The organism is Yersinia massiliensis CCUG 53443, from assembly GCF_000312485.1.
Lineage (GTDB): Bacteria > Pseudomonadota > Gammaproteobacteria > Enterobacterales > Enterobacteriaceae > Yersinia > Yersinia massiliensis.
In genome coordinates this window covers 805140-826995 of sequence record NZ_HE997643.1, presented here as the reverse complement: position 1 = coordinate 826995, position 21856 = coordinate 805140, and the positions used below count along the sequence as shown (strand labels likewise).

The following is a 21856-nucleotide window of genomic DNA, read 5'->3' as shown; positions in this document are numbered from 1 at the left end:
GTTTTTTATGATGTGATTGTGCATATTGCTATGAGGCTTTGATGAAGAAAATAATGTGGGGCGCGGCGGCGCTGCTGGCAACTGCAACACTGGTCGGCTGCAACCAACTGACGCAATACACCCTAACTGAGCAGGAAGTGAATGACTACCTGCAAAAGCATAATAACTACGAGAAACAGATTGGCATTCCGGGTCTGGCTGACGCCCATATCACCCTCACGCAGTTGCAGAGCCAGATTGGCCGTGCGGAACCAGGCAAAGTCACATTAACGGGTAATGCCAAAGTGGATATCACGTCTATCCTCGGTCCACAAAGTGCCGATTTGACGCTGACATTAAAAGCGCAGCCGACGTTTGATCGTGAAAAAGGCGCTATCTTCCTCAAAGATATGGAGTTAACGGATTACACCGTTAAACCGGAGAAGATGGACTCTGTGATGAAGATGCTCACGCCTTATTTGAATCAGTCACTGAAGTCATACTTTGATCAGCAACCTGCTTATGTATTAGATGGCGATAAGAGTAAAGCAGAAGCAATGGCGAAGAAATTGGCGAAAGGGTTAGAAGTGAAACCAGGCCAATTAGTCATCCCACTGACTGATTAACCAACCCTGTTCAAGCCTATCAACTCAACGTTATTGGCCTGACAATGTGTGAGCAAATTCCGTTGAGCCGCTATTCTGGTGAGGAATCATCGCCAGAATAGCGGTAGCGCCAATAACGGAGGCCATATTACTCTTCCGAACTGCCCATTTCTGATAACTCATCCCACAAGGCCTGCAACGCCTCACGGCTCAACTGCGCCAATGTGCGATAAAAGCCCGTGGTCGCATGCGCTTCTACTTTGCCAAGAAAACGGCCACACCATGGTAGTAGAAACTCATCAAATAGTTCAGTCTGTGCGGCAACTTCATCTTCCGCTGCCTGATCTTCCAACCAAGATGCCGCTAATAATAGCCCGCCAAAATGGTCTGTCGGGGCATCACCTAATGGCATACCGCGTTGTTGCAAAAAGGCTCTGACATCGGCTTCTGGGCGCGCATCATCATAATCAGAACCATAAGGCGAGACACTGCGGTCATCACCCACGAACATTGCCTGATAGTCTGCTGCCAGCACATCAGGTTGATATTCTTGCTGCAAACGGGCCAGTAGCTCACCTTGTTCCAGCGGCCAATGTTGTTCCAATTTGCCCTGACTGATCAGCGTAAACAGCGGTTCCAGTAGCGGGTCTTGTGGCTGGCGATAGAAGAGCGACCCAAGGATCCGGCATACCAGAGAGAAATCATTCATTTACATCTTCCTGTTTTTTATCAAGCTTGAAAATCAGCAGTGACAACGTCACTAAAATATTATAAATCGGCTAATTCAGGGATGGCGGGACGGCCTCGTTGCTCAAGAAAATTCAGCAAACGGCGCGGGCTGACATTTAAAATACGCGCTTCTGGGAAATTCACATCCGCAATAATGCGTTCGCAATGCTCGAAAATACCCAATGAATAAGCGATATGAGAGTCGGAACCTAAGGCCAACCAGCCACCAGCATCACGCACAGCTTCAGCGATCGCACGGCAATTCGGCTCACTGCCTTTGCGTGAATGGCTAAATGAAGAGTTATTCAGCTCTAAGGCTACATTGTATTTAGCCGCTGCTGCTGCGATGGCGGGAATATCAACCGGGTATTTAGGATTACCTGGGTGGCTAATAATATGCACATTGCCTTGCGCCATCGTGGCAATCATCGCTTGAGTATTGGCGGCCTTATCTTGTGGCGGGAAAACAGGCTCATGGAAGCCCGCAATCAGCAGGTCAATGGCATCAAGCATCGGGCCAGTACAATCGATGTCACCATCCAAATTCTTAATATTAGCCTCGATACCGCGTAAAATACCCACCCCATCGACCAAGCGCGGCCAAACTCGCATATTCATAAAATGCCAGTAATGTGGCGCATCCGCCATGTCAGGGCCATGGTCGGTGATGGCGAACAGCTTGATGTTTTTGAGCTTAGCCTCGGCGATGTAATCGTGCAACGTACTGTAAGCATGGGTGCTAGCAATGGTATGCATATGTAAATCAACAGGATACATGACTACTCCACAAAGTCTTTTAACGCGGGGAACATTTAATTGCAGGCAAAATATAGCCCGCTAATGATAGCAGGAATTCTTCTCATCAACAGTGCTAAAAACCTTGCTTGAGAAATACCTGTCCCCGCCCTACAAACCTCAGAAATCGCCATAGCGTGCTAAATCAATCATTTCACACTCAATTAGTAGCCCCGCGCGACATCAACCAACCCAACCGGCTCCCTACCCGCTTCGATGGCTCGGATATTGGCCACGACTTGATCCATTGCGGCCTCAGGCAGAGTGACGGCGGCAATGTGTGGTGTGATAGTGATACGTGGGTGGCTCCAGAAAGGGTGCATGGAAGGCAAGGGTTCCTCAGCAAACACATCCAAGGTCGCCGCAGCAATTTTCCCTGCATTCATGGCGGCTAATAAGTCACGCTCAAGCAAATGTGCTCCGCGAGCAATATTGATGATATAGGCATTGGCATTCAGTTGTGAAAAGAGCGAGTGATTCAAAATACCGACAGTTTCAGGGGTATTCGGGAGCAAATTAATCAATAGTTGCGTCCCTTGAAGGAAAGCAGGTAACTTTTCTTTGCCGGCAAAACTGGCCACGCCATCTATCTGTTTTGGCGTGCGGCTCCAGCAGCGTACCGTGAAACCAAACTCGGCGAGCTTGTGCGCCACGCTTTTGCCTAAGACTCCCGCGCCCAGTATCCCAACGATGAATTTGTCGTGCTGATGTGGTTCCAAGGGCTGCCAGATTTTCTGTTGCTGTAACAGATGATACTCATCCATTCGGCGAAAATAGCGTAAGACGCTGGAAACAACATACTCCTGCATCTGCAAGGACATCCCCGTATCTTCCAACCGAACTAACGGCACGCCCGCAGGCAATGTCCCAGGATGGCGGCGTTCTTGATCTAAAATGGCGTCAACACCGGCTCCCAGTGCGAAAACTCCTTTCAGCTCAGTGCGTTTAGCCAGCATCTCCTGTGGTGGCTGCCAAACCAGCGCATAATCCGCGGGTTGTGTATCTCCCCGTCGCCACTGCCTGATATTGGCGGTCGGTAAGCGGGACTTAATCCCTGACAACCACTGTTTTGCTTCAAAAAACGGGTGATAAAAAATAATATTCATTATTTGCCAGCTCCTTGCGAAAGTACCTGCTAGATTTCCGCGATTAACGGCCAGATGCAAGTGCTACCCGCAAGAAATGCCGATGAAATCAGCAAACTGATGTAACTTTAGCTGATCCGTAATAAAGGCAACATAAGAGGGTTGACGCTGAACACACTTTTGCCTACATTACGCCGGTCGAGCACGTTTAACGTGGTTGATAACCTACGGTGAGGTGTCTGAGTGGCTGAAGGAGCACGCCTGGAAAGTGTGTATACGCGTAAGCGTATCGAGGGTTCGAACCCCTCCCTCACCGCCATATTAAGTCGCTACAATGTATGCAGTAAAATTGAATAGCGGCAGCAAAATTAAACGGCAATTGACACAAATCAGGCGTATCTCCCTGCATTTGAAGTTCGATTGCCGTTTTTTTATTTCTTTTGGCTCCCTTTCTGACATCCGATATTGGCGGTACATCCCTTGATTTGCCTGCGTTTCACCCTATCTGAGTGCAGAATAAGCAGATGAATGGCAACGAATAAATTCTGCTTGACCATCAAGCCGCGTATCCCTATAGTACCGCCCCGTTGCAGTGCTTAGCGCAGCAACGTACGGTGAGGTGTCTGAGTGGCTGAAGGAGCACGCCTGGAAAGTGTGTATACGCGTAAGTGTATCGAGGGTTCGAACCCCTCTCTCACCGCCATATTTGAGCGAAAGGCTCTGACGAAAGTCAGGGCCTTTTTCTTTGATGCGATATTTGGTGCGATATATTGCTACATCCTAAATCATGCTGATTTGCGGCGACGCTTTTCTCGAGTCATACGATCTCCCAGCGGCGAGAATGGCATTAATCGGCTGTAAACCACCTGATTCCTGCCCTGTTTTTTTGCCTGATAAAGGGCATCGTCAGTCATTTTCATGGCTTTTAGCATCGACATCCCGGGTAAATACAGCGAAGCACCGATGGATATCGTGGCGCAGGTTGTGCGGCCATCAGATAATTCCACGCTTAATTTCTCAACCTGTTGGCGAATGCGCTCAGCGACCCCTTTAATATCGTCTGGGTCATGGCTGTGGGTAATGATAATAAATTCCTCGCCACCAAAACGCCCCACGAAATCCTCGTCGCGAACACTGGCCGTTAATAACTGTCCTATTGCCATCAATAATAAGTCTCCGCCTTCATGTCCGTAGGAGTCATTCACAGATTTGAAATGGTCAATATCCAGAATCATCAAGCCGCAAGCTTTTCGGCTGTTATGGATCGCGGCCAAGCGATAATCCACACTTGCCCGATTATTCAGTTGAGTCAGTTTGTCGATATTCGCCCGATTCTTCATCGTGAAATAAGCGTCAATATGGCGCTCTTTAAAATTGAGTGCATGATAACAAATCGCTAAACAAAGGGCGGAAATCAGTTGATACACCACTATCGGTGTCCAGAGTAATTTATCAGGCACGATGAGAACTGCGACCACCATTCGGTAAATAGCGATTAAGATAATGGTGGTGTAAAAGACACGATTATTCTTTTTCGTCCAAACTTTTGAGAGTAACAGTGAAACAAAAATGATAGTGATTAGGCCATTATCTAATGTCAGCCATCCAGTAAAGGCAATATTGATAATTAAGGCCGTCAAACCACTCAACCAACCGCCATAAAACGTGACCAACACAATTGGGATCATTTCAAAGCTGTAGAAAAACGAACCTGAAATAGTCCACTGATCCTGATTGAGATAAAGCGAAACCAGCCCCGCAACCAAACCAAAAACGACACGTTTCCACACCTCCCCGCGATAGGAGAAGGCACTGCTTTTACTTAAAACAAAATAACTAATTGAGAGCGTTGCATAGGTTACGCAAGTATCTCGGTACAATGTAGAGAGATATTCTAATTCGTTCATGGCGTATCGTCAGTCCTTTGAATTCTCACGGTTGTTTTTAACCAACGTTGGCGTGAACGATTGCCCATTGATGTTAAGTTATATTTTAGACTGATGCTTTTCATCGGAATCCCTAAACATTTAACGTGATTATTACCCTAGTTTCTAACTTAAATAGTAGCCATGGAATAGGCTTTATTGCGGAATAATTTCATTCTGAGATCTATCCATATTTTCGGAAAACGCACCGCCACTTAGAATCACAGTTTTCCTGCCAAATAACGGCCCGTTTCGTCGATAGATTAATGTTCCATTTCCAATGTTTAGTCCAAAAAATACTGGCTAACCCCGATAAATATCATTTTCTGTTTAACCATAAGTGAAATTCACACAGCCACCATGAAACTGTCTACTTAATACCCACTTTAAAAGGGACAGTTATCTCCATTCCGGTACAGATTGATATACATCTAGATCTCAGTCACCGATTTGGCGTATCGTAGTTATCTACCACTCGAGACGGACCCTTATTGGCCCGCCATTTATTTTGTCTTTTCTTTATTTGGTTTAGACCTTAGATGAAAACGCACGGAATTAACGGCATTAGGCCGTTCAGCGCGATAATTGACGCTTGCTGGCGAGAAACCTATACATTTCAACGACTTCTCAAAGATATAATTGCCGGTGTTACTGTCGGCATTATCGCCATCCCATTGGCGATGGCACTGGCAATTGCCAGTGGTGTCCCGCCGCAGTACGGCTTATATACTTCTGCTATCGCAGGGATTGTTATTGCCGTTAGCGGGGGCTCCCGTTATAGCGTCTCTGGCCCAACAGCGGCCTTTGTCGTTATTCTCTATCCGGTATCACAGCAATTCGGGCTGGCTGGGTTGTTAGTCGCAACCTTAATATCTGGCCTATTCTTGCTTTGTATGGGCTTAGGCCGACTTGGCCGCTTGATAGAATATATCCCGCTATCAGTCACCTTGGGGTTTACTTCAGGGATCGGTATTACCATTGCCACTATGCAGGTGAAAGATTTCTTTGGTTTACACCTAAGCGAAGTACCCGAAAATTATGTCGGTAAAGTCGGTGCTTTGGCACAAGCCCTACCTACCATCAATTTCAGCGATACGTTAATTGCCACCGTCACACTAATGGTATTGATCCTTTGGCCACGGTTGAAATTAAAGTTACCGGGTCACTTACCGGCATTGGTTGCGGGGACGGCGGTCATGGGTGTGCTATCGCTATTCGACCATCAGGTCGCCACTATCGGTTCACGTTTTGGTTATTTGCTGGCCGATGGCACTCAAGGGCATGGCATCCCACCTATCTTGCCGCAGTTTGTTTTACCTTGGCACCTACCGGCCGCAAATGATCAAGACTTTGTCTTAAACTGGGCAACCCTTTCTGCGCTACTGCCAGCCGCTTTTTCGATGGCGATGCTAGGGGCGATTGAATCACTTCTCTGCGCCGTCGTGCTTGATGGTATGACGGGGCAAAAACATCATTCAAACAGTGAATTAGTCGGTCAGGGTTTAGGGAATATGGTCGCGCCTTTCTTCGGTGGGATCACGGCGACAGCGGCAATTGCCCGCTCTGCTGCAAACGTCCGTGCTGGTGCGACCTCGCCAGTATCGGCCATTGTTCATGCCCTACTGGTGCTGCTGGCTTTGTTAGTGCTAGCGCCCATGCTGTCTTATCTGCCTTTAGCAGCCATGGCCTCGCTACTGTTGATTGTGGCTTGGAACATGAGTGAGGCACACAAAGTTGTCGATTTGCTGCGCCGTGGGCCTAAAGACGACATTATTGTGATGTTGCTGTGTATGAGTTTAACGGTGTTGTTCGACATGGTGATTGCCATTACGGTAGGGATTGTCTTGGCCTCGTTGCTCTTCATGCGGCGCATTGCCCGTATGACGCGGTTAAGTGAGATACCCGCGGCGGTCAATGCGCAAACGCTGATATTGCGTGTTAACGGGCCATTGTTCTTTGCCGCTGCTGAACGAATATTTAGCGAGTTGCTGGGCCGCAGTGAGCATTATCAGACTATCATTCTGCAATGGGATGCCGTGCCCGTTCTGGATGCCGGTGGCTTGAATGCGTTTCTGCGTTTCACTGAGGCGCTGAATGAAGATCAGCAACTCATCATTACCGATATTCCTTTCCAGCCATTGAAGACGCTGGCAAGAGCGAGAGTTAAGCCTATCGAAGGTAAGCTGAGTTTTTATACCAGCCTGCCGGAAGCCTTGGAGGCGCTGTATTCAAAATAGCGGCGCTGTATTTAAAACACAGATTTCAGCGTTCTAAAAAAGGCAGCCAACAAGGCTGCCTTTTACTTTTCATGCTCAAGTTACTTTTCATGCTCAGGATAAGCGCAATAGCTAACGCCACTAGCAATACCGCATGAAATTGGATTACTTGCTAGTATCCAGCTCAGGGAAACTCTTCACCAAATCGTCGATGGCTTTCATCTGCACCAAGAATGGCTCGAGTTTCGCCAATGGCAATGCTGATGGGCCGTCACACTTGGCACTGTTAGGTTCTGGATGCGCTTCGATAAACAGTCCTGCCAGGCCCACCGCCATACCCGCGCGGGCCAGTTCAGCCACTTGAGCACGGCGACCACCGGATGCGGCACCGAACGGATCACGGCATTGCAGCGCATGGGTCACGTCGAAAATAACCGGATGCCCACCAGTTGCTTGCACCATCACGTTGATGCCCAACATATCAACCACTAAATTGTCGTAACCAAAGTTGCTGCCGCGATCGCAAAGAATCACTTGGTCGTTACCCGCTTCTTTGAACTTCTCGACGATATTGCCCATTTGACCAGGGCTAACGAATTGCGGTTTTTTCACGTTGATCACAGCGCCAGTACGGGCCATGGCTTCAACGAGATCAGTTTGACGAGCCAAGAATGCGGGTAACTGGATAACATCAACCACTTCGGATACCGGTTGCGCCTGACTGGCTTCATGCACGTCAGTGATGATTTTTACACCAAACTGCTGTTTCAAATCTTGGAAAATTCGCATCCCTTCTTCCAAACCAGGACCACGGTAAGAATGAATGGAAGAACGGTTGGCTTTGTCGAACGAGGCTTTAAAAACGTAAGGGATGCCCAATTTTTGGGTCACGGTGACGTAATGCTCACAAATACGCATCGCCAGATCGCGAGATTCAAGCACATTCATGCCGCCGAACAGCACGAAAGGCAAGTCGTTCGCGACCTTGATGTCACCAATGTTAACCACTTTCTGTTTCATACAAATACCTTTATAAAGGGTAAACCGAGATTAGTTACAGCAAATTATGTCTACAGGCACTGGCCATACAGATAATCGTTATCTTGTTGTTGCGACACAACCTTGATAGTAAAACGATCAATGCAATGTCACCCGCTGCTGCTCAATGGAGTGGATCTGCATTTTTATCATTTCAGCAATCGGGTCTTCGGGGCACTGTTCGACAAAATAGCTTAAATCAGAAATAGCAATGTGATTGCAATCTAACTGAGCATATATCAAGCCGCGATCACGGATCTCATAGGGGTCATCGGGGTCAAACGCCAATACCGCCTCGCTAGCACGCAATGCCAGCTCCATCTGTTTCTCTTCCATTAATGCCGCTTTCAGGGTATCGAGCATTTTCCGGACAATAATGGTGTTTTCTGCTTCCTCTAAATCTTCGTCTTCCAGCTCAGCGCTCAACCCTAAATTACCTTTGATCCACACTTCGAGCATGTGCTCGTTTAGTGTTTCACCATTTAACGGGTTAATCAGCCACATCTCTTCATCAAGCCAATCGGCACGAAGAATCAATTGAGTGGGGAAGATGACGGGCATCAACGGTAAATCCAATTGATGGGCAATATAGAGGAAAATGACGCCTAACGACACGGGTGTCCCTTGCCGCTTAAGCAGAACTTTATCCAACCAAATGGCATCAGAGAGGCGATAAACACCACTTGCACCACCAAATTTCCATTGGCGGTAAAACAGATCAATAAGCACTTCTAATTGCTGATCTTGATTGAGATCGGCAGGCATAGCAGCCCGCGCATCATCGACTAGCTGTTGCAGTTGGTTGCGGACATCAGCTAGTGGAAAATCTTGTCGAATCTCCTGGGTCACCAGTAACACCCCATCACACAGGGACGCATTGTTAAATTCGAAATCAGCAATACTACTCATAAATATCCCATCAGCAGTGGTAACTTAGTTGTTGCCAGTTTGATAATTAAATACAGGCAACCCAATGCGAGTATAAATGCAAGCCAGCGACGACTCTGGCTGCGGGTTCGCTTACCTAATGCGACATAGCCAAGCAGGATATAGATAATAACGCCAAACAGCTTTTCAGTCAGCCATGTTCCTTGCGGACTGAAAGGATAAAATCCGGTAATAAAGATTAAAACGATACCACTAACAAACAACAGCGTATCGTTGATATGCGGCGTTATCTTTACCCAGCGTTTGTCCAACATCGCTGAGCCTCGACATTTCCAGAAGAAACGTAATACAAACAGCATAATACTGATGACCACAGTCAGTAAATGCAAATACTTCATGGCGATATAGTCAACCCACATGGCGCTTGCTTCCTTATTATATTTTTCTTCGTTTGCATGGCTGCATGAATTTCATGTACACCGCGAACATGCTTGATTAAACAGCCCATTGCCCCAAAGTCACACGCTCATTATTACCATAATCTTTATGGGTAATTACAGCACTAAAACCCGAATTTTTAAGGTGTTTTTGTACTGCCTGCGCCTGCTGCCATCCGTGTTCCAACATCAACCACCCTCCCGTCTCCAAATAAGCAGGTGCCTGACGGATGATGTCGGCCAAATCGGCCATCCCTTCATCTGAGGCGACCAGCGCACTCTGCGGCTCATAGCGAACATCGCCTTCATTAAGATGAGGGTCATTGGCATCAATGTAAGGAGGGTTACTGGCAATCAGCGTGAATTTACCGCTCACAGATTGAAACCAACTGCCTTGTTGAAAATGAACGTTTAACAGCGCGAGTTTCTCAGCATTGTGCCGTGCCAAGGCCACAGCATCACTTTTAATATCTACGCCGATAACTGTACAGTCGGGCCGTTCGCTAGCCAGAGCCAACGCAATTGCCCCCGTTCCTGTGCCTAAATCCAAAATACGACAAGGGGTGGATGGCAGATGCGCGAGCGCCTGCTCAACGAGGCATTCTGTGTCAGGGCGAGGGATCAATGTGGCGGAAGAAACACTCAACGGCAGCGACCAAAACTCTCGCTCGCCAACCAGATAAGCTATAGGTTCGCCCTGCTCACGACGCGCGAGCAGGGGTGCTAACGCGGCTAGCTCTTCGGGGGTCAATAGGGTTTCACCGAAAGCCAGTAGATAGGTCCGCGCCCGCCCTGTGACGTAGCTCAACAAGATTTCCGCATCACGCTTCGGGCTATCGCTTTGGTTAAAACGGGCTGCCGCAAGCGACAGCCACTGCTGGTAATCCATTAATCTTGCTCAGACAATGCAGAGAGTTGGTCCGCTTGGTATTCCTGCACAATCGGCTGGATCAGCATGTCTAACTTGCCTTCCATCACTTCATCCAAACGGTACAGCGTCAGATTGATACGATGATCAGTCACGCGCCCTTGTGGGAAGTTATAGGTACGATTGCGATCAGAACGGTCGCCGGTACCGAGCAAGTTGCGCCGCTCAGAGGCTTCTGCCAGCTGGCGTTTTTGCATTTCGGCAGCACGGATACGCGCACCCAATACCGACATCGCTTTTGCTTTGTTCTTATGCTGTGAACGCTCATCCTGACATTCCACCACAATCCCCGTTGGGATGTGGGTAATACGGATAGCGGAATCGGTGGTGTTTACGTGCTGACCACCCGCACCAGAGGAGCGGAAAGTATCAATACGCAAGTCACCAGCGTTGATTTCAGGCATTTCGGCTTCAGGCACCGCAGGCATCACCGCCACCGTACACGCGGAAGTATGAATACGCCCCTGTGATTCGGTTTCTGGCACACGTTGAACACGGTGACCACCGGACTCGAATTTTAGCTGCCCAAAAACACCGTCACCGGAGATTTTAGCGATCACTTCTTTATAGCCACCATGCTCGCCGTCGCTGGCACTCATGATTTCCACTTTCCAGCGGCGAGATTCAGCATAACGGCTGTACATACGGAACATATCACCCGCAAAAATAGCCGCCTCATCACCACCGGTCCCAGCACGGATTTCCAAGAAGCAATCACGCTCATCGTCAGGGTCTTTTGGCAGCAGCAACAGTTGCAACTGTTGTTCCAACTCTTCACTGCGTGTTTTGGCTTCTTTCAGCTCTTCCTGTGCCATTTCCCGCATTTCAGGATCTTCCAGCATCATTTCTGCCGCTTCGAGATCATCTTGCACGCTACGCCACTCTTTAAAACAGCGAGTGACGTCGGTTAATTGCGCATATTCACGAGATAACGCGCGGAAACGGTCTTGGTCGGCAATAACGCTGGCATCGCCAAGGTGCGCTAGGACTTCTTCATGGCGCTCTTGTAACGCTTCCAGTTTGGCAACAATAGAAGACTTCATCCGTGGTTTTAAACCCTGTAATTAGAGGAAACTAATGCTGATCCAGCCCAAGGCTGTCGCGTAATAATTGCAACCGCTCCATATCGCCATCGCTAGCGGCTTGCTGGAGGGATTTGGTGGGTGCATGAATCAAGCGGTTGGTGAGCTTATAGGCTAGTTCATTCACCACCTGCTCGACATCCGCCCCCTGCTCAATGGCGGCTAATGCTTTCGCGGTCATCTCGCTACGCATCTGTTCGGCCTGAGAACGGTAATCACGAATCGTTTCTACCGCCCCCTGCGCACGCAGCCAGGTCATAAAATTCATGCTTTCCTGTTGGACAATCGACTCGGCCTGAACAGCGGCAGCCTGACGTTGCGCCATGTTGTGCTGAATGATCGTTTGCAAATCATCAACACTGTACAAGTAGGCGTTGGACAGTTTACCGACTTCAGGCTCAATATCGCGAGGCACGGCAATATCCACAAACAGCATTGGCTGATTGCGGCGGCTTTTCAGCGCCCGCTCGACCATCCCTTTACCAATAATCGGCAACGGGCTGGCGGTTGAGCTAATGATGATGTCAGCATCGGCCAAACGCGCGTCGATTTCTGGCAAAGTAATGACTTCCGCCCCCACTTCGGTCGCCAGCGATTGCGCTCGTTCGCGAGTACGGTTAGCGATAATCATATGTTTGACTTGGTGCTCACGTAAATGCCGTGCCACCAGCTCAATAGTTTCACCCGCACCGACGAGCAACACATTGAGCTCAGACAGTGATTCAAATATCTGCCGCGCCAGTGTACAAGCAGCAAACGCGACCGAAACGGCACTGGCACCAATTTCTGTTTCAGTGCGGACTCGTTTGGCTACCGAAAATGATTTCTGGAACAACCGTTCTAATTCACCAGACAGTGATTGACCCCGCTGAGACTCAGCGAACGCTTTTTTCACCTGCCCTAGAATTTGCGGCTCACCGAGGACCAGAGAGTCCAGACCACTCGCGACGCGCATCAAATGACTGACTGCGTCATTGCCATGATGCCAGTACAGGCTTTTCCTGACTTCTTCCTGACTGAGCTTATGGTAGTTACACAACCAAGCAATGAGTTGTTCGTGCAGATTCTCTTGCTGTTCGACGCTGAGATACAACTCAGTTCGGTTACACGTAGACAATACAACACCGCCCTGCACCAACGGCTGTTGGAGCAAGCTAGCAAGTGCCTGATCGATCGATTCCGGTGAAAAAGTCACTCGTTCACGTAACGATACAGGCGCAGTTTTGTGGTTAATGCCTAATGCAAGCAGAGTCATGGGAACGGCTTCGAGTAATACTGGTGTTAGTATGGATTCTCTTCTGAACCGCATTCTACTTGATGCGCGGGTTCAATAAAAGTCACAGTGTCATATCCTAGGTATTATCATAAATTATGATCAGAAATTGCTTATCTGCTGTACAACAAAGTTACTTACTCTCATGACAAAACAGGGCAAAATCTTGACGCGCCAGCTTCAGCCCGTTAGCGTGAGCAGCAATAAAGCCCATTATTACTACGCATCCATGGGATTTGCTTTATCATAAAGCTGCTTTATAAAAATGTACCCTCAGTGCAAACCCTGCGACCGATAGGATTTATACCCATGCCTCAGCGCAAAATCAGTTTTTATCGCCTGCTTCCTTTAGCGACTTTGCTGCTGGCAGCTTGTAGCACCACGCCGCCACGTGGCCCTGCAACTAGCCCTACGTCGCCACAGTGGCGTCAGCATGAACAACAATTACAACAATTAAGCCAATTCCAGACTCGCGGTGCTTTTGCCTATATTTCTGAAAAACAGAAAGTTTATGCCCGTTTCTTCTGGCAACAAACCGCGCCAGAGCGCTATCGCCTGCTGCTAACCAATCCATTGGGCAGTACCGAACTTGAATTGCTTGTCCAACCGGGCGTCACTCAGTTGACTGACAATCAAGGTAAACGTTACGTCAGTGATAACCCGCAAGAAATGATTCAGAAACTGACCGGCATGGCGATTCCGTTAGATAGCTTACGTCAATGGATTCTGGGCTTACCTGGAGATACTACTGATTTCACTTTGGATGATAAGTACCGCCTGAAACAGCTAACTTACACGCAAGCAGGCGTCACCTGGAAAGTGGATTATCAAGAATACAATACTCAAGTCACGCCAGCATTACCTAGCCGAATGGAATTGAGCCAAGGTGAACAACGAATCAAACTGAAAATGGATAACTGGACGGTCAAATAACATGGCTACCCTCAATCAACATGTGTGGCCGTCACCGGCAAAACTGAATTTGTTTATGTATATCACAGGGCAGCGCGCGGATGGATATCATCAACTGCAGACGCTGTTCCAGTTTCTCGATTACGGTGATGAACTGACCATTGTGCCGCGTCACGATGACCAGATACATTTACTGACACCGATCGCGGGTGTGGCAAACGAAGATAATCTGATCATTCGTGCCGCACGCTTGCTACAAAAACAACCCTGTGCGGCAAATACACCACGGGGTGCCGATATCAGTATTAACAAAATTTTGCCCATGGGGGGGGGATTGGGGGGCGGTTCGTCCAATGCCGCCACGGTGTTAGTTGCCCTCAATTCGCTCTGGCAATGTGGCCTGTCTGATGAAAAATTAGCCGCCCTTGGGTTAACATTAGGGGCCGATGTACCGGTATTCGTTCGCGGACATGCGGCTTTTGCCGAAGGGGTTGGGGAGAAATTGCAGCCGGTCACTCCTGAAGAGAAGTGGTATTTGGTCGCCAATCCAGGCGTTAGCATCCCAACACCGATTATTTTTTCTGATCCTGAATTAAAAAGAAACACGCCCATTCGCCCGCTGGCGGCGCTTTTAAGCGCTCCTTACGCAAATGATTGCGAACCGATCGCAAGAAAACGTTTTCGCGAGGTTGAACAGGTTCTTTCATGGCTGTTAGAATACGCTCCGTCACGCCTGACCGGAACAGGTGCTTGTGTGTTTGCTGAATTCGACACTGAGTCATCCGCCCGGCAGGTGTTAAGTATTGCCCCTGAGTGGTTGCACGGTTTTGTTGCTCGTGGTGTGAACGTTTCACCACTGCACCGTGCCCGCGCAGGGATTGAAAGCAGTGAGCACAGATAACGATTTACAACGTTACGGAAGGTCGAAGTAATGGCCCCACTGACCTTGGGTTCTGAAAATACCTGTCTCACTTGATTGAAAGCCGGTACATAATGCTGTTTATACCGAATACAGTTCAAAATGCAGGAAGGCGGCAGGCGAGAGCAGTCATCACCCCCGCGATTTGAAAATGACGGTTATAGTTTAACTGTGTTTTGGCTTTAAATACCCGTATGTATATTGCAATCAGTATGATTAATCGCCCCTGATTACTGATATGACAATATCTTCTCTGGACGCATGCCTGAGGTTCTTCTCGTGCCTGATATGAAGCTTTTTGCTGGTAACGCCACCCCGGAACTAGCACAACGTATTGCCAACCGTTTGTACACCAGTCTTGGTGACGCCGCTGTAGGTCGTTTTAGCGACGGCGAAGTGAGCGTGCAAATCAACGAAAATGTACGCGGTGGTGATATTTTCATCATCCAGTCCACCTGCGCACCCACGAACGATAACCTGATGGAACTGGTTGTCATGGTTGATGCCCTGCGTCGCGCCTCCGCAGGACGAATTACTGCTGTTATTCCTTACTTCGGTTACGCTCGTCAGGATCGTCGTGTGCGTTCCGCCCGTGTGCCGATCACTGCCAAAGTTGTTGCCGATTTTCTCTCAAGTGTTGGGGTTGACCGCGTATTGACAGTGGACCTTCATGCTGAACAGATTCAAGGCTTCTTTGATGTTCCGGTTGATAACGTATTTGGTAGCCCAATCCTGCTGGAAGATATGTTGCAGCAGAATTTGGAAAACCCAATCGTTGTCTCACCAGACATTGGCGGCGTCGTCCGCGCCAGAGCCATCGCAAAACTGCTGAACGATACTGATATGGCGATTATCGATAAGCGTCGTCCACGCGCAAACGTTTCACAAGTGATGCATATCATTGGTGACGTTGCGGGTCGCGACTGTGTGTTAGTTGACGATATGATCGATACCGGTGGCACTTTGTGTAAAGCGGCTGAAGCATTGAAAGAACGTGGTGCGAAACGCGTGTTTGCTTACGCGACTCACCCGATCTTCTCTGGTAATGCGGTTGAGAACATCAAACACTCTGTCATCGACGAAGTGATTGTGTGTGACACCATCCCACTATCAGCAGAAATCAAAGCATTGAAAAATGTACGTACTCTGACGCTGTCTGGCATGCTGGCTGAAGCCATCCGCCGTATCAGCAATGAAGAGTCGATCTCTGCGATGTTTGAGCATTAATCAGTATCAGGCTATGACTATTCCTGCGGTGAATTTTAGCCGCAGTTAGCCATTCAGTTTTTGCGTGATGGACCACTCTGTGGGCATTGCGTAGGATATTTGTGGCCTGCTGATATGATGCAATAAGTGAACTGAAGCAGATAAAGAAAAACCCGTTGAAGCAGTTGCGACAACGGGTTTTCTACTCTTGGTCAATATTACCTAAATCAATGGATTTTTGAGCCGTCATTTCTCCCTCCTGTATATCAGCTCAATTTAACAACTGAGAAGACAGGTTTTATTTTGGCGACAACATCTATTGGCTACCTTTCCTCACTTCATAATGAATAGCCGTTAGAAACTAATAACTGTTATAGGTGAATCACTTAACGTCACTACTCGTTATGAATGACGCTGATTACGAGTACAACGTTTATCGAAGTGTTTGACCCACCAATAGCGGTCTGCCACTTCTTCTCGTCCACCGATACGAGCACCCACTAACCACAACAATGCTCCAACAAAAATACTCATTACCGCTCCATGGGCGAAAAATTGCGGTAAACCGAGTTGCGTGACTTCAGTCAGGATTGAGTAACCGACACCGACTACCATGGTCAGCAAACCTAACCCCATCAGCGCATTACCCAGTCTTGCAGCAGTTTTACGTTTCATATACCACCTCCACTTCGGTTTCCAATAAATAATCACCCAGCCGAACGATGAAACTGCTTGCTTAATGTGATTATCTGTGTCCACTTAATAACCTAGTATAGTCAGGCTAGCGAGGATGGTATTGCGCGTGTGATCACAACTGACAAATATAATCCAACAAATCTTTACACTTTCCAGACATTTAGCACCGTAATTGAATTATAAGCTGAAGCGATTATTCACTTTGTTAACCATTATGACTAAATTACGTTCTTAATATGTCGTCTGAATATTCTTATTCAGTCAATATAACCCCTCGCGATCCTTGTCGCCAAAAAACAAACTATCCCTATGGGTTCTCGTTTACAGAACCTAAACCTTGGTTTTGTCATTACGGGCCATGACAGGTAAACTGTGGCACCTAAATTCCTTTCGTAATAGCGAATGACGACGTGAGCAGTATTAAATTAATCGTTGGGCTGGCAAATCCAGGCGCTGAATATGCCCAAACTCGCCATAATGCGGGTGCTTGGTACGTAGATTTATTGGCCGAACGCCACAACCAATCACTTAAAGAAGAAGCGAAATTCTTCGGCTATACCGCACGATTGAATCTGGCAGGTCAGGATGTTCGCTTGCTAGTACCCGCTACATTTATGAATCTCAGCGGTAAAGCTGTGGTCGCAATGGCAGGATTTTACCGAATCTTACCAGAAGAGATTTTAGTCGCACATGATGAGCTGGATATCCCTCCCGGTGTGGCAAAATTGAAGCTAGGCGGCGGCAACGGCGGTCATAACGGGTTGAAAGACATCCAAAATAAACTCGGCAATAATCCTAATTTCTACCGTCTGCGTATTGGTATTGGACATCCGGGTGATAAAAGTAAAGTTGTCGGTTTTGTGCTGGGCAAGCCCCCTGCCAGCGAACAAACCCTGATCGATGATGCCATCGATGAATCTATCCGTTGCACCGAAGTATTGATGCAAGACGGCATTACCAAAGCGATGAATCGCCTGCATTCTTTCAAGGCGACGGTATAAGACCTTATCCCACTCGCCTGAGATAACACTCCCCTGCGAATAGCATCTGCTGGGGAGTTATCCTTATAGCTGACTCTCATTCATTTTTGTTGCACAGCGCATTAATCCCCTGCTGCCCTTCGTTGGTCAATACGACACCAGAAACAATTACCCTTACCTGCCCAAGAAAATTGTTACTCTCACCGTCATATTCATCAGCAATATCGCTCAGTTTGTCAGTACAAAAAAGCGTATCCCATGCCGAGGCTTTAGTTTTATTCTCTGACAACTCATGGCTACGCTCGAATTTGTCTGTTGTGGCCGTGAATGTCAGTTGAACGCTATCGAAATCCTCATAAAGAGTCTTTTTTTTGTAGCCCACATATCTGACACTTTTACCTGAATGGTTTTCTATTTCTATGCCATATTGATCAACTAATTGCGCGAAGGTAGGACCCGTTGGCTCAATATCTGCCGTTATAAAACGCATTCCCACAATACCGACTACCCCACCCAGCAAAATTACTATTAGCCATTTATAGACGCTCATTTCCATTGGGATAATCCAGACTAAAAATTAAGAATGTCATATTTAGTTATCGGACATTGACCGGAAAACTTCAGATAGCAGAAGCGTGAGCTCGCACACAGAGTTTGCAAAATCAATTACCTACCGTCCATGACAAAGAAATTACCCGACGTAGAGAAACTGCATGATCGAGATAAATCATCAATATGTGTATAATGGCGGCATAAATTTTGATTACATCAATTTGTTAACCCTAACGGATTGATTTTTAAGTTATTTAAGGTGATATAAAACATGGGATTCAAATGCGGTATTGTGGGCCTGCCTAACGTAGGTAAATCCACCCTGTTCAACGCGTTGACACAAGCGGGCATCGAAGCAGCTAACTTCCCGTTCTGTACCATTGAGCCCAATACGGGTGTGGTGCCAATGCCGGACCCGCGTCTGGACCAACTGGCAGAGATTGTTAAACCACAACGCATTTTGCCAACAACCATGGAATTCGTTGATATCGCAGGCTTGGTGAAAGGCGCGTCTAAAGGCGAAGGTCTAGGTAACCAATTCCTGACCAATATCCGTGAGACAGAAGCGATTGGTCATGTCGTGCGTTGTTTTGAAAACGACAATATTATCCACGTCGCAGGGAAAGTCGATCCGGCTGATGATATTGATACCATCAATACTGAACTGGCACTTTCTGATCTGGAAACCTGTGAACGCGCCATACACCGTGTGCAGAAGAAAGCCAAAGGCGGCGATAAAGACGCGAAAGCTGAACTGGAAGCACTGGAAAAATGTCTGCCACATTTAGAAAACGCAGGTATGTTGCGTTCGCTGAACCTGACCGATGAAGATAAAGCTGCGATCCGTTATCTGAGCTTCCTGACGCTGAAACCGACCATGTACATTGCTAACGTCAATGAAGATGGCTTCGAAAATAACCCGTATTTGGATCAAGTCCGCGCTATTGCCGCGGCAGAAGGTTCTGTGGTCGTTGCTGTTTGCGCTGCCGTTGAATCTGATATCGCTGAGTTGGAAGATGCCGACCGCGCTGAATTTATGGCCGAGCTGGGCATTGAAGAACCGGGTCTGAACCGTGTTATCCGCGCGGGTTATGAATTGCTGAACCTGCAAACGTATTTCACTGCCGGTGTTAAAGAAGTCAGAGCTTGGACCATTCCAGTTGGCGCAACCGCCCCACAAGCCGCCGGTAAAATTCATACTGACTTCGAAAAAGGCTTTATCCGCGCCCAGACTATCGCTTTTGATGACTTCATTACCTACAAAGGTGAGCAAGGTGCAAAAGAAGCCGGAAAAATGCGTTCAGAAGGCAAAGAATACATCGTAAAAGATGGCGACGTGATGAACTTCCTATTTAACGTCTGATTCGCTTCTGTTGTTTCGTGAGATTTCAGTAAGCCTCATGAAAGCTGGCAAACACTATAAGATCCACGCGCTTGCGTGGATTTTTCATTTTATAGCGTTTTTCCGAACCCGATCACACTTTCCCACCTCGTATATATCCCTATCAAAAGTATGTGTTATCATTCGCTCCGTAAATACCTTTCAACTCAACCCGAGGCTTTGATGCTGGAGAATGTAATCATCCGATAATCAGCTTATCGACCTTTTCAGGACGGACTGATTATCAATGCGCCGAAATCGAATGCGGACACCGCTGTGTGTTTGCACGTTTTGCACATGATGATTAAACAGGTTTTCCAGTATGAATTTATCCCGTCAGGAACAACGTACCTTACACGTTCTCGCTAAAGGTGGCCGTATTGCGCACGTCCGCGATTCGTCAGGCCGCGTTACCGCCGTTGAATGTTACAGCCGCGAAGGGCTGCTGCTCACCGACTGCACGCTCGCCATCTTCAAAAAACTCAAAACCAAAAAACTGATCAAGTCAGTCAACGGTCAACCCTATCGTATCAACACCACTGGGCTGAATAACGTTCGCGCTCAGCTCGATAATCGCTAAGGAATGCATGATGGATATCAGCACCATTATTTCAACATCTCGGCACATACAACTGTCAGCAGAAGAAAGCAAAATCCCTTGGGACGAACCGGCTTTTAGCCAGCGCATGCTGGAGAACCATTTGTCGCAGGATCACGACTGGGCCAGCCGTAGGCAGGACGTCATTGAGCAGCAGGTGGCGTGGATCGCCAGCCTGTTACCCGCTGGCGCACATATCCTCGATCTCGGCTGCGGTCCTGGTTTTTATACTCACCGGTTAGCGGAAAGAGGATTTCATTGCACGGGCGTGGATTTCTCACCAGCATCGGTGAGTTGGGCCCGCCAGCAGGCGCAGAATGCGGGTTTGAATATCGACTATATTCAGCAGGATATCCGTACCTATTGCCCAAGTAAGCCGTTCGATTTCATCATGATGACATTTGGGGAACTGAATGTGTTCAGCACAATGGACGCGCACTCACTCATCAGCCTCTGCGCGCAGTGGCTGGTACCGGGCGGCAAGCTGCTCACTGAAGTACATACCTTCGAAGAAGTTAAGCGTCAGGGAATGGCCGAAGCAAGCTGGCAACGCTGCCCAGACGGGCTGTTTCTTGGTGTCCCTCACCTGCTGCTGACGGAACACGGCTGGGATGAAGAAACCCAGATCAGCTCAACGCAGTTCTGGGCAATCGAGGCAAACGGAGACACCACCCGTTTCGGCAACCAGATGACGGCTTGGCGCGATGGAGAATACGCGAGCCTGCTCGGTAATGTCGGTTTTACCGTACTGCCCTCCCCGGAACGTCACCTCTGGCCGGTCAGCGAGACATTTGAGGGAAAGCTGTTTGTTCTGCTGGCGGAGAAAGCAAAAACCGCAGAGGAACTTCCCCTTAATACTCAACACATTCAAAGGAATTCAGCATTGGATATTCCACGTATTTTTAACATCACTGAAAGCGAACACCGCATCCATAACCCCTTCACGGCAGAAAAGTACGCCACACTGGGTCGTGTGCTACGCATGAAGCCGGATACCCGTATTCTTGATCTCGGCAGCGGCTCGGGCGAGATGCTCTGTACTTGGGCGCGAGATCACGCCATCACCGGTGTCGGTATCGATATGAGCCCACTGTTCAGCGAGCAGGCCAAACTGCGCGCTGAAGAGCTTGGCGTTAGCGATCAGGTACATTTCATTCATAACGACGCCGCTGGATATGTTGCAGAACAAAAATGCGATGTGGCCGCCTGCGTCGGTGCAACATGGATTGCAGGGGGTTTTATCGGAACTGTCGAGCTGCTGGCTAAGAGCCTTAAGCCGGGTGGGATCATGCTTATCGGCGAACCCTACTGGCGTCAATTACCCGCAACGGAAGAGATAGCCAAAGCATGTGGGGCCAATGCACTGGCCGATTTTCTGACGCTCCCTGAACTTGTCAGTGTTTTCGATGAACTCGGCTACGATGTGGTGGAAATGGTGCTGGCAGATCAGGAAGGCTGGGACAGGTATGAGGCCGCGAGATGGCTGACAATGCGCCGCTGGCTGGAAGCTAATCCTGACGATGACTTCGCAGAAGAAGTCAGAGCTTTGTTAACGGTATCACCGAAACGTCACGTGATGTACACGCGGGAATACCTAGGTTGGGGCGTGTTCGCACTCATCGCTAGGTAACA

General features: G+C 48.2%; 21 protein-coding genes and 2 tRNA genes. 11 read left to right on the top strand and 12 right to left on the bottom strand.

Annotated features, from left to right (window positions below):
* The first annotated feature begins 41 nt into the window (after nucleotides 1–41).
* Complete coding sequence (locus BN68_RS03715) at nucleotides 42–605, top strand: lipoprotein (RefSeq protein ID WP_042806389.1); 564 nt, start codon at nucleotides 42–44, stop codon at nucleotides 603–605.
* A 127-nt stretch (nucleotides 606–732) separates the two neighbouring features.
* On the opposite strand, the gene BN68_RS03710 is transcribed toward BN68_RS03715, so the two are convergent.
* The 3 genes from BN68_RS03710 to ghrA all read right to left on the bottom strand — a co-directional run bounded on the left by BN68_RS03710 (nucleotide 733) and on the right by ghrA (nucleotide 3214).
* Nucleotides 733–1293, bottom strand: a complete 561-nt coding sequence (locus BN68_RS03710) for a TorD/DmsD family molecular chaperone (RefSeq protein WP_019209805.1) — start codon at nucleotides 1291–1293, stop codon at nucleotides 733–735.
* A gap of 59 nt (nucleotides 1294–1352) precedes the next feature.
* A complete protein-coding gene (locus BN68_RS03705) occupies nucleotides 1353–2090 on the bottom strand; it encodes a phosphatase (RefSeq protein ID WP_019209804.1) in 738 nt (245 codons plus the stop codon).
* 182 nt (nucleotides 2091–2272) lie between these two features.
* On the bottom strand, nucleotides 2273–3214 hold the full coding sequence (gene ghrA / locus BN68_RS03700; RefSeq protein WP_019209803.1) for a glyoxylate/hydroxypyruvate reductase GhrA: 942 nt from the start codon (nucleotides 3212–3214) through the stop codon (nucleotides 2273–2275).
* Nucleotides 3215–3422: 208 nt separating this feature from the next.
* Between ghrA and BN68_RS03695 the strand changes: the two genes are divergently transcribed.
* Nucleotides 3423–3512, top strand: a tRNA-Ser gene (locus BN68_RS03695).
* Between the two features lie 294 nt (nucleotides 3513–3806).
* Nucleotides 3807–3896: transfer RNA gene (locus BN68_RS03690), tRNA-Ser, on the top strand.
* Nucleotides 3897–3978: 82 nt separating this feature from the next.
* Here BN68_RS03690 and BN68_RS03685 read toward each other — a convergent pair.
* Complete coding sequence (locus tag BN68_RS03685; RefSeq protein WP_019209802.1) at nucleotides 3979–5100, bottom strand: GGDEF domain-containing protein; 1122 nt, start codon at nucleotides 5098–5100, stop codon at nucleotides 3979–3981.
* A gap of 557 nt (nucleotides 5101–5657) precedes the next feature.
* On the opposite strand from BN68_RS03685, the gene dauA reads away from it, so the two are divergent.
* Nucleotides 5658–7355: a C4-dicarboxylic acid transporter DauA gene (gene dauA / locus BN68_RS03680; RefSeq protein ID WP_019209801.1), complete on the top strand. Its 1698-nt coding sequence runs from the start codon at nucleotides 5658–5660 to the stop codon at nucleotides 7353–7355.
* A gap of 144 nt (nucleotides 7356–7499) precedes the next feature.
* On the opposite strand, the gene kdsA is transcribed toward dauA, so the two are convergent.
* From kdsA to hemA, 6 genes are all read right to left on the bottom strand, one after another.
* The gene (gene kdsA, locus BN68_RS03675) at nucleotides 7500–8354 is read right to left on the bottom strand and encodes a 3-deoxy-8-phosphooctulonate synthase (protein WP_019209800.1); all 855 of its coding nucleotides are present in this window, start codon (nucleotides 8352–8354) and stop codon (nucleotides 7500–7502) included.
* Nucleotides 8355–8471: 117 nt separating this feature from the next.
* A complete protein-coding gene (gene sirB1 / locus BN68_RS03670) occupies nucleotides 8472–9281 on the bottom strand; it encodes an invasion regulator SirB1 (RefSeq protein WP_019209799.1) in 810 nt (269 codons plus the stop codon).
* A complete protein-coding gene (locus tag BN68_RS03665; RefSeq protein ID WP_019209798.1) occupies nucleotides 9278–9679 on the bottom strand; it encodes a SirB2 family protein in 402 nt (133 codons plus the stop codon). The genes sirB1 and BN68_RS03665 overlap by 4 nt, the downstream gene beginning before the upstream one ends.
* A gap of 76 nt (nucleotides 9680–9755) precedes the next feature.
* Entirely contained in the window at nucleotides 9756–10586 is an 831-nt protein-coding gene (prmC, locus tag BN68_RS03660) for a peptide chain release factor N(5)-glutamine methyltransferase (protein WP_019209797.1), read from the bottom strand.
* A complete protein-coding gene (gene prfA / locus BN68_RS03655; RefSeq protein ID WP_019209796.1) occupies nucleotides 10586–11668 on the bottom strand; it encodes a peptide chain release factor 1 in 1083 nt (360 codons plus the stop codon). The genes prmC and prfA overlap by 1 nt, the downstream gene beginning before the upstream one ends.
* Before the next feature lie 31 nt (nucleotides 11669–11699).
* Complete coding sequence (hemA, locus tag BN68_RS03650; RefSeq protein WP_019209795.1) at nucleotides 11700–12962, bottom strand: glutamyl-tRNA reductase; 1263 nt, start codon at nucleotides 12960–12962, stop codon at nucleotides 11700–11702.
* 327 nt (nucleotides 12963–13289) lie between these two features.
* Here hemA and lolB point away from each other — a divergent pair, with 327 nt between their 5' ends.
* The 3 genes from lolB (at nucleotide 13290) to prs (ending at nucleotide 16038) form a co-directional block, all read left to right on the top strand.
* Nucleotides 13290–13913, top strand: coding sequence for a lipoprotein insertase outer membrane protein LolB (gene lolB, locus BN68_RS03645; RefSeq protein WP_019209794.1), 624 nt, complete (start codon nucleotides 13290–13292; stop codon nucleotides 13911–13913).
* 1 nt (nucleotide 13914) lies between these two features.
* On the top strand, nucleotides 13915–14793 hold the full coding sequence (gene ispE / locus BN68_RS03640) for a 4-(cytidine 5'-diphospho)-2-C-methyl-D-erythritol kinase (protein ID WP_019209793.1): 879 nt from the start codon (nucleotides 13915–13917) through the stop codon (nucleotides 14791–14793).
* A gap of 297 nt (nucleotides 14794–15090) precedes the next feature.
* Nucleotides 15091–16038, top strand: coding sequence for a ribose-phosphate diphosphokinase (gene prs / locus BN68_RS03635; protein ID WP_004390739.1), 948 nt, complete (start codon nucleotides 15091–15093; stop codon nucleotides 16036–16038).
* 381 nt (nucleotides 16039–16419) lie between these two features.
* Here prs and ychH read toward each other — a convergent pair whose 3' ends face one another.
* Complete coding sequence (gene ychH / locus BN68_RS03630) at nucleotides 16420–16692, bottom strand: stress-induced protein YchH (protein WP_019209792.1); 273 nt, start codon at nucleotides 16690–16692, stop codon at nucleotides 16420–16422.
* A gap of 431 nt (nucleotides 16693–17123) precedes the next feature.
* On the opposite strand from ychH, the gene pth reads away from it, so the two are divergent.
* On the top strand, nucleotides 17124–17714 hold the full coding sequence (pth, locus tag BN68_RS03625) for an aminoacyl-tRNA hydrolase (RefSeq protein ID WP_019209791.1): 591 nt from the start codon (nucleotides 17124–17126) through the stop codon (nucleotides 17712–17714).
* Between the two features lie 76 nt (nucleotides 17715–17790).
* Here pth and BN68_RS03620 read toward each other — a convergent pair whose 3' ends face one another.
* Complete coding sequence (locus tag BN68_RS03620; protein WP_019209790.1) at nucleotides 17791–18249, bottom strand: hypothetical protein; 459 nt, start codon at nucleotides 18247–18249, stop codon at nucleotides 17791–17793.
* A gap of 267 nt (nucleotides 18250–18516) precedes the next feature.
* On the opposite strand from BN68_RS03620, the gene ychF reads away from it, so the two are divergent.
* The 3 genes from ychF (at nucleotide 18517) to BN68_RS03605 (ending at nucleotide 21854) form a co-directional block, all read left to right on the top strand.
* On the top strand, nucleotides 18517–19608 hold the full coding sequence (gene ychF, locus BN68_RS03615) for a redox-regulated ATPase YchF (RefSeq protein WP_019209789.1): 1092 nt from the start codon (nucleotides 18517–18519) through the stop codon (nucleotides 19606–19608).
* 340 nt (nucleotides 19609–19948) lie between these two features.
* The gene (locus tag BN68_RS03610; RefSeq protein ID WP_019209788.1) at nucleotides 19949–20206 is read left to right on the top strand and encodes a YjhX family toxin; all 258 of its coding nucleotides are present in this window, start codon (nucleotides 19949–19951) and stop codon (nucleotides 20204–20206) included.
* Nucleotides 20207–20213: 7 nt separating this feature from the next.
* The gene (locus tag BN68_RS03605) at nucleotides 20214–21854 is read left to right on the top strand and encodes a class I SAM-dependent methyltransferase (protein WP_145579388.1); all 1641 of its coding nucleotides are present in this window, start codon (nucleotides 20214–20216) and stop codon (nucleotides 21852–21854) included.
* The last annotated feature ends 2 nt before the right edge of the window (nucleotides 21855–21856 follow it).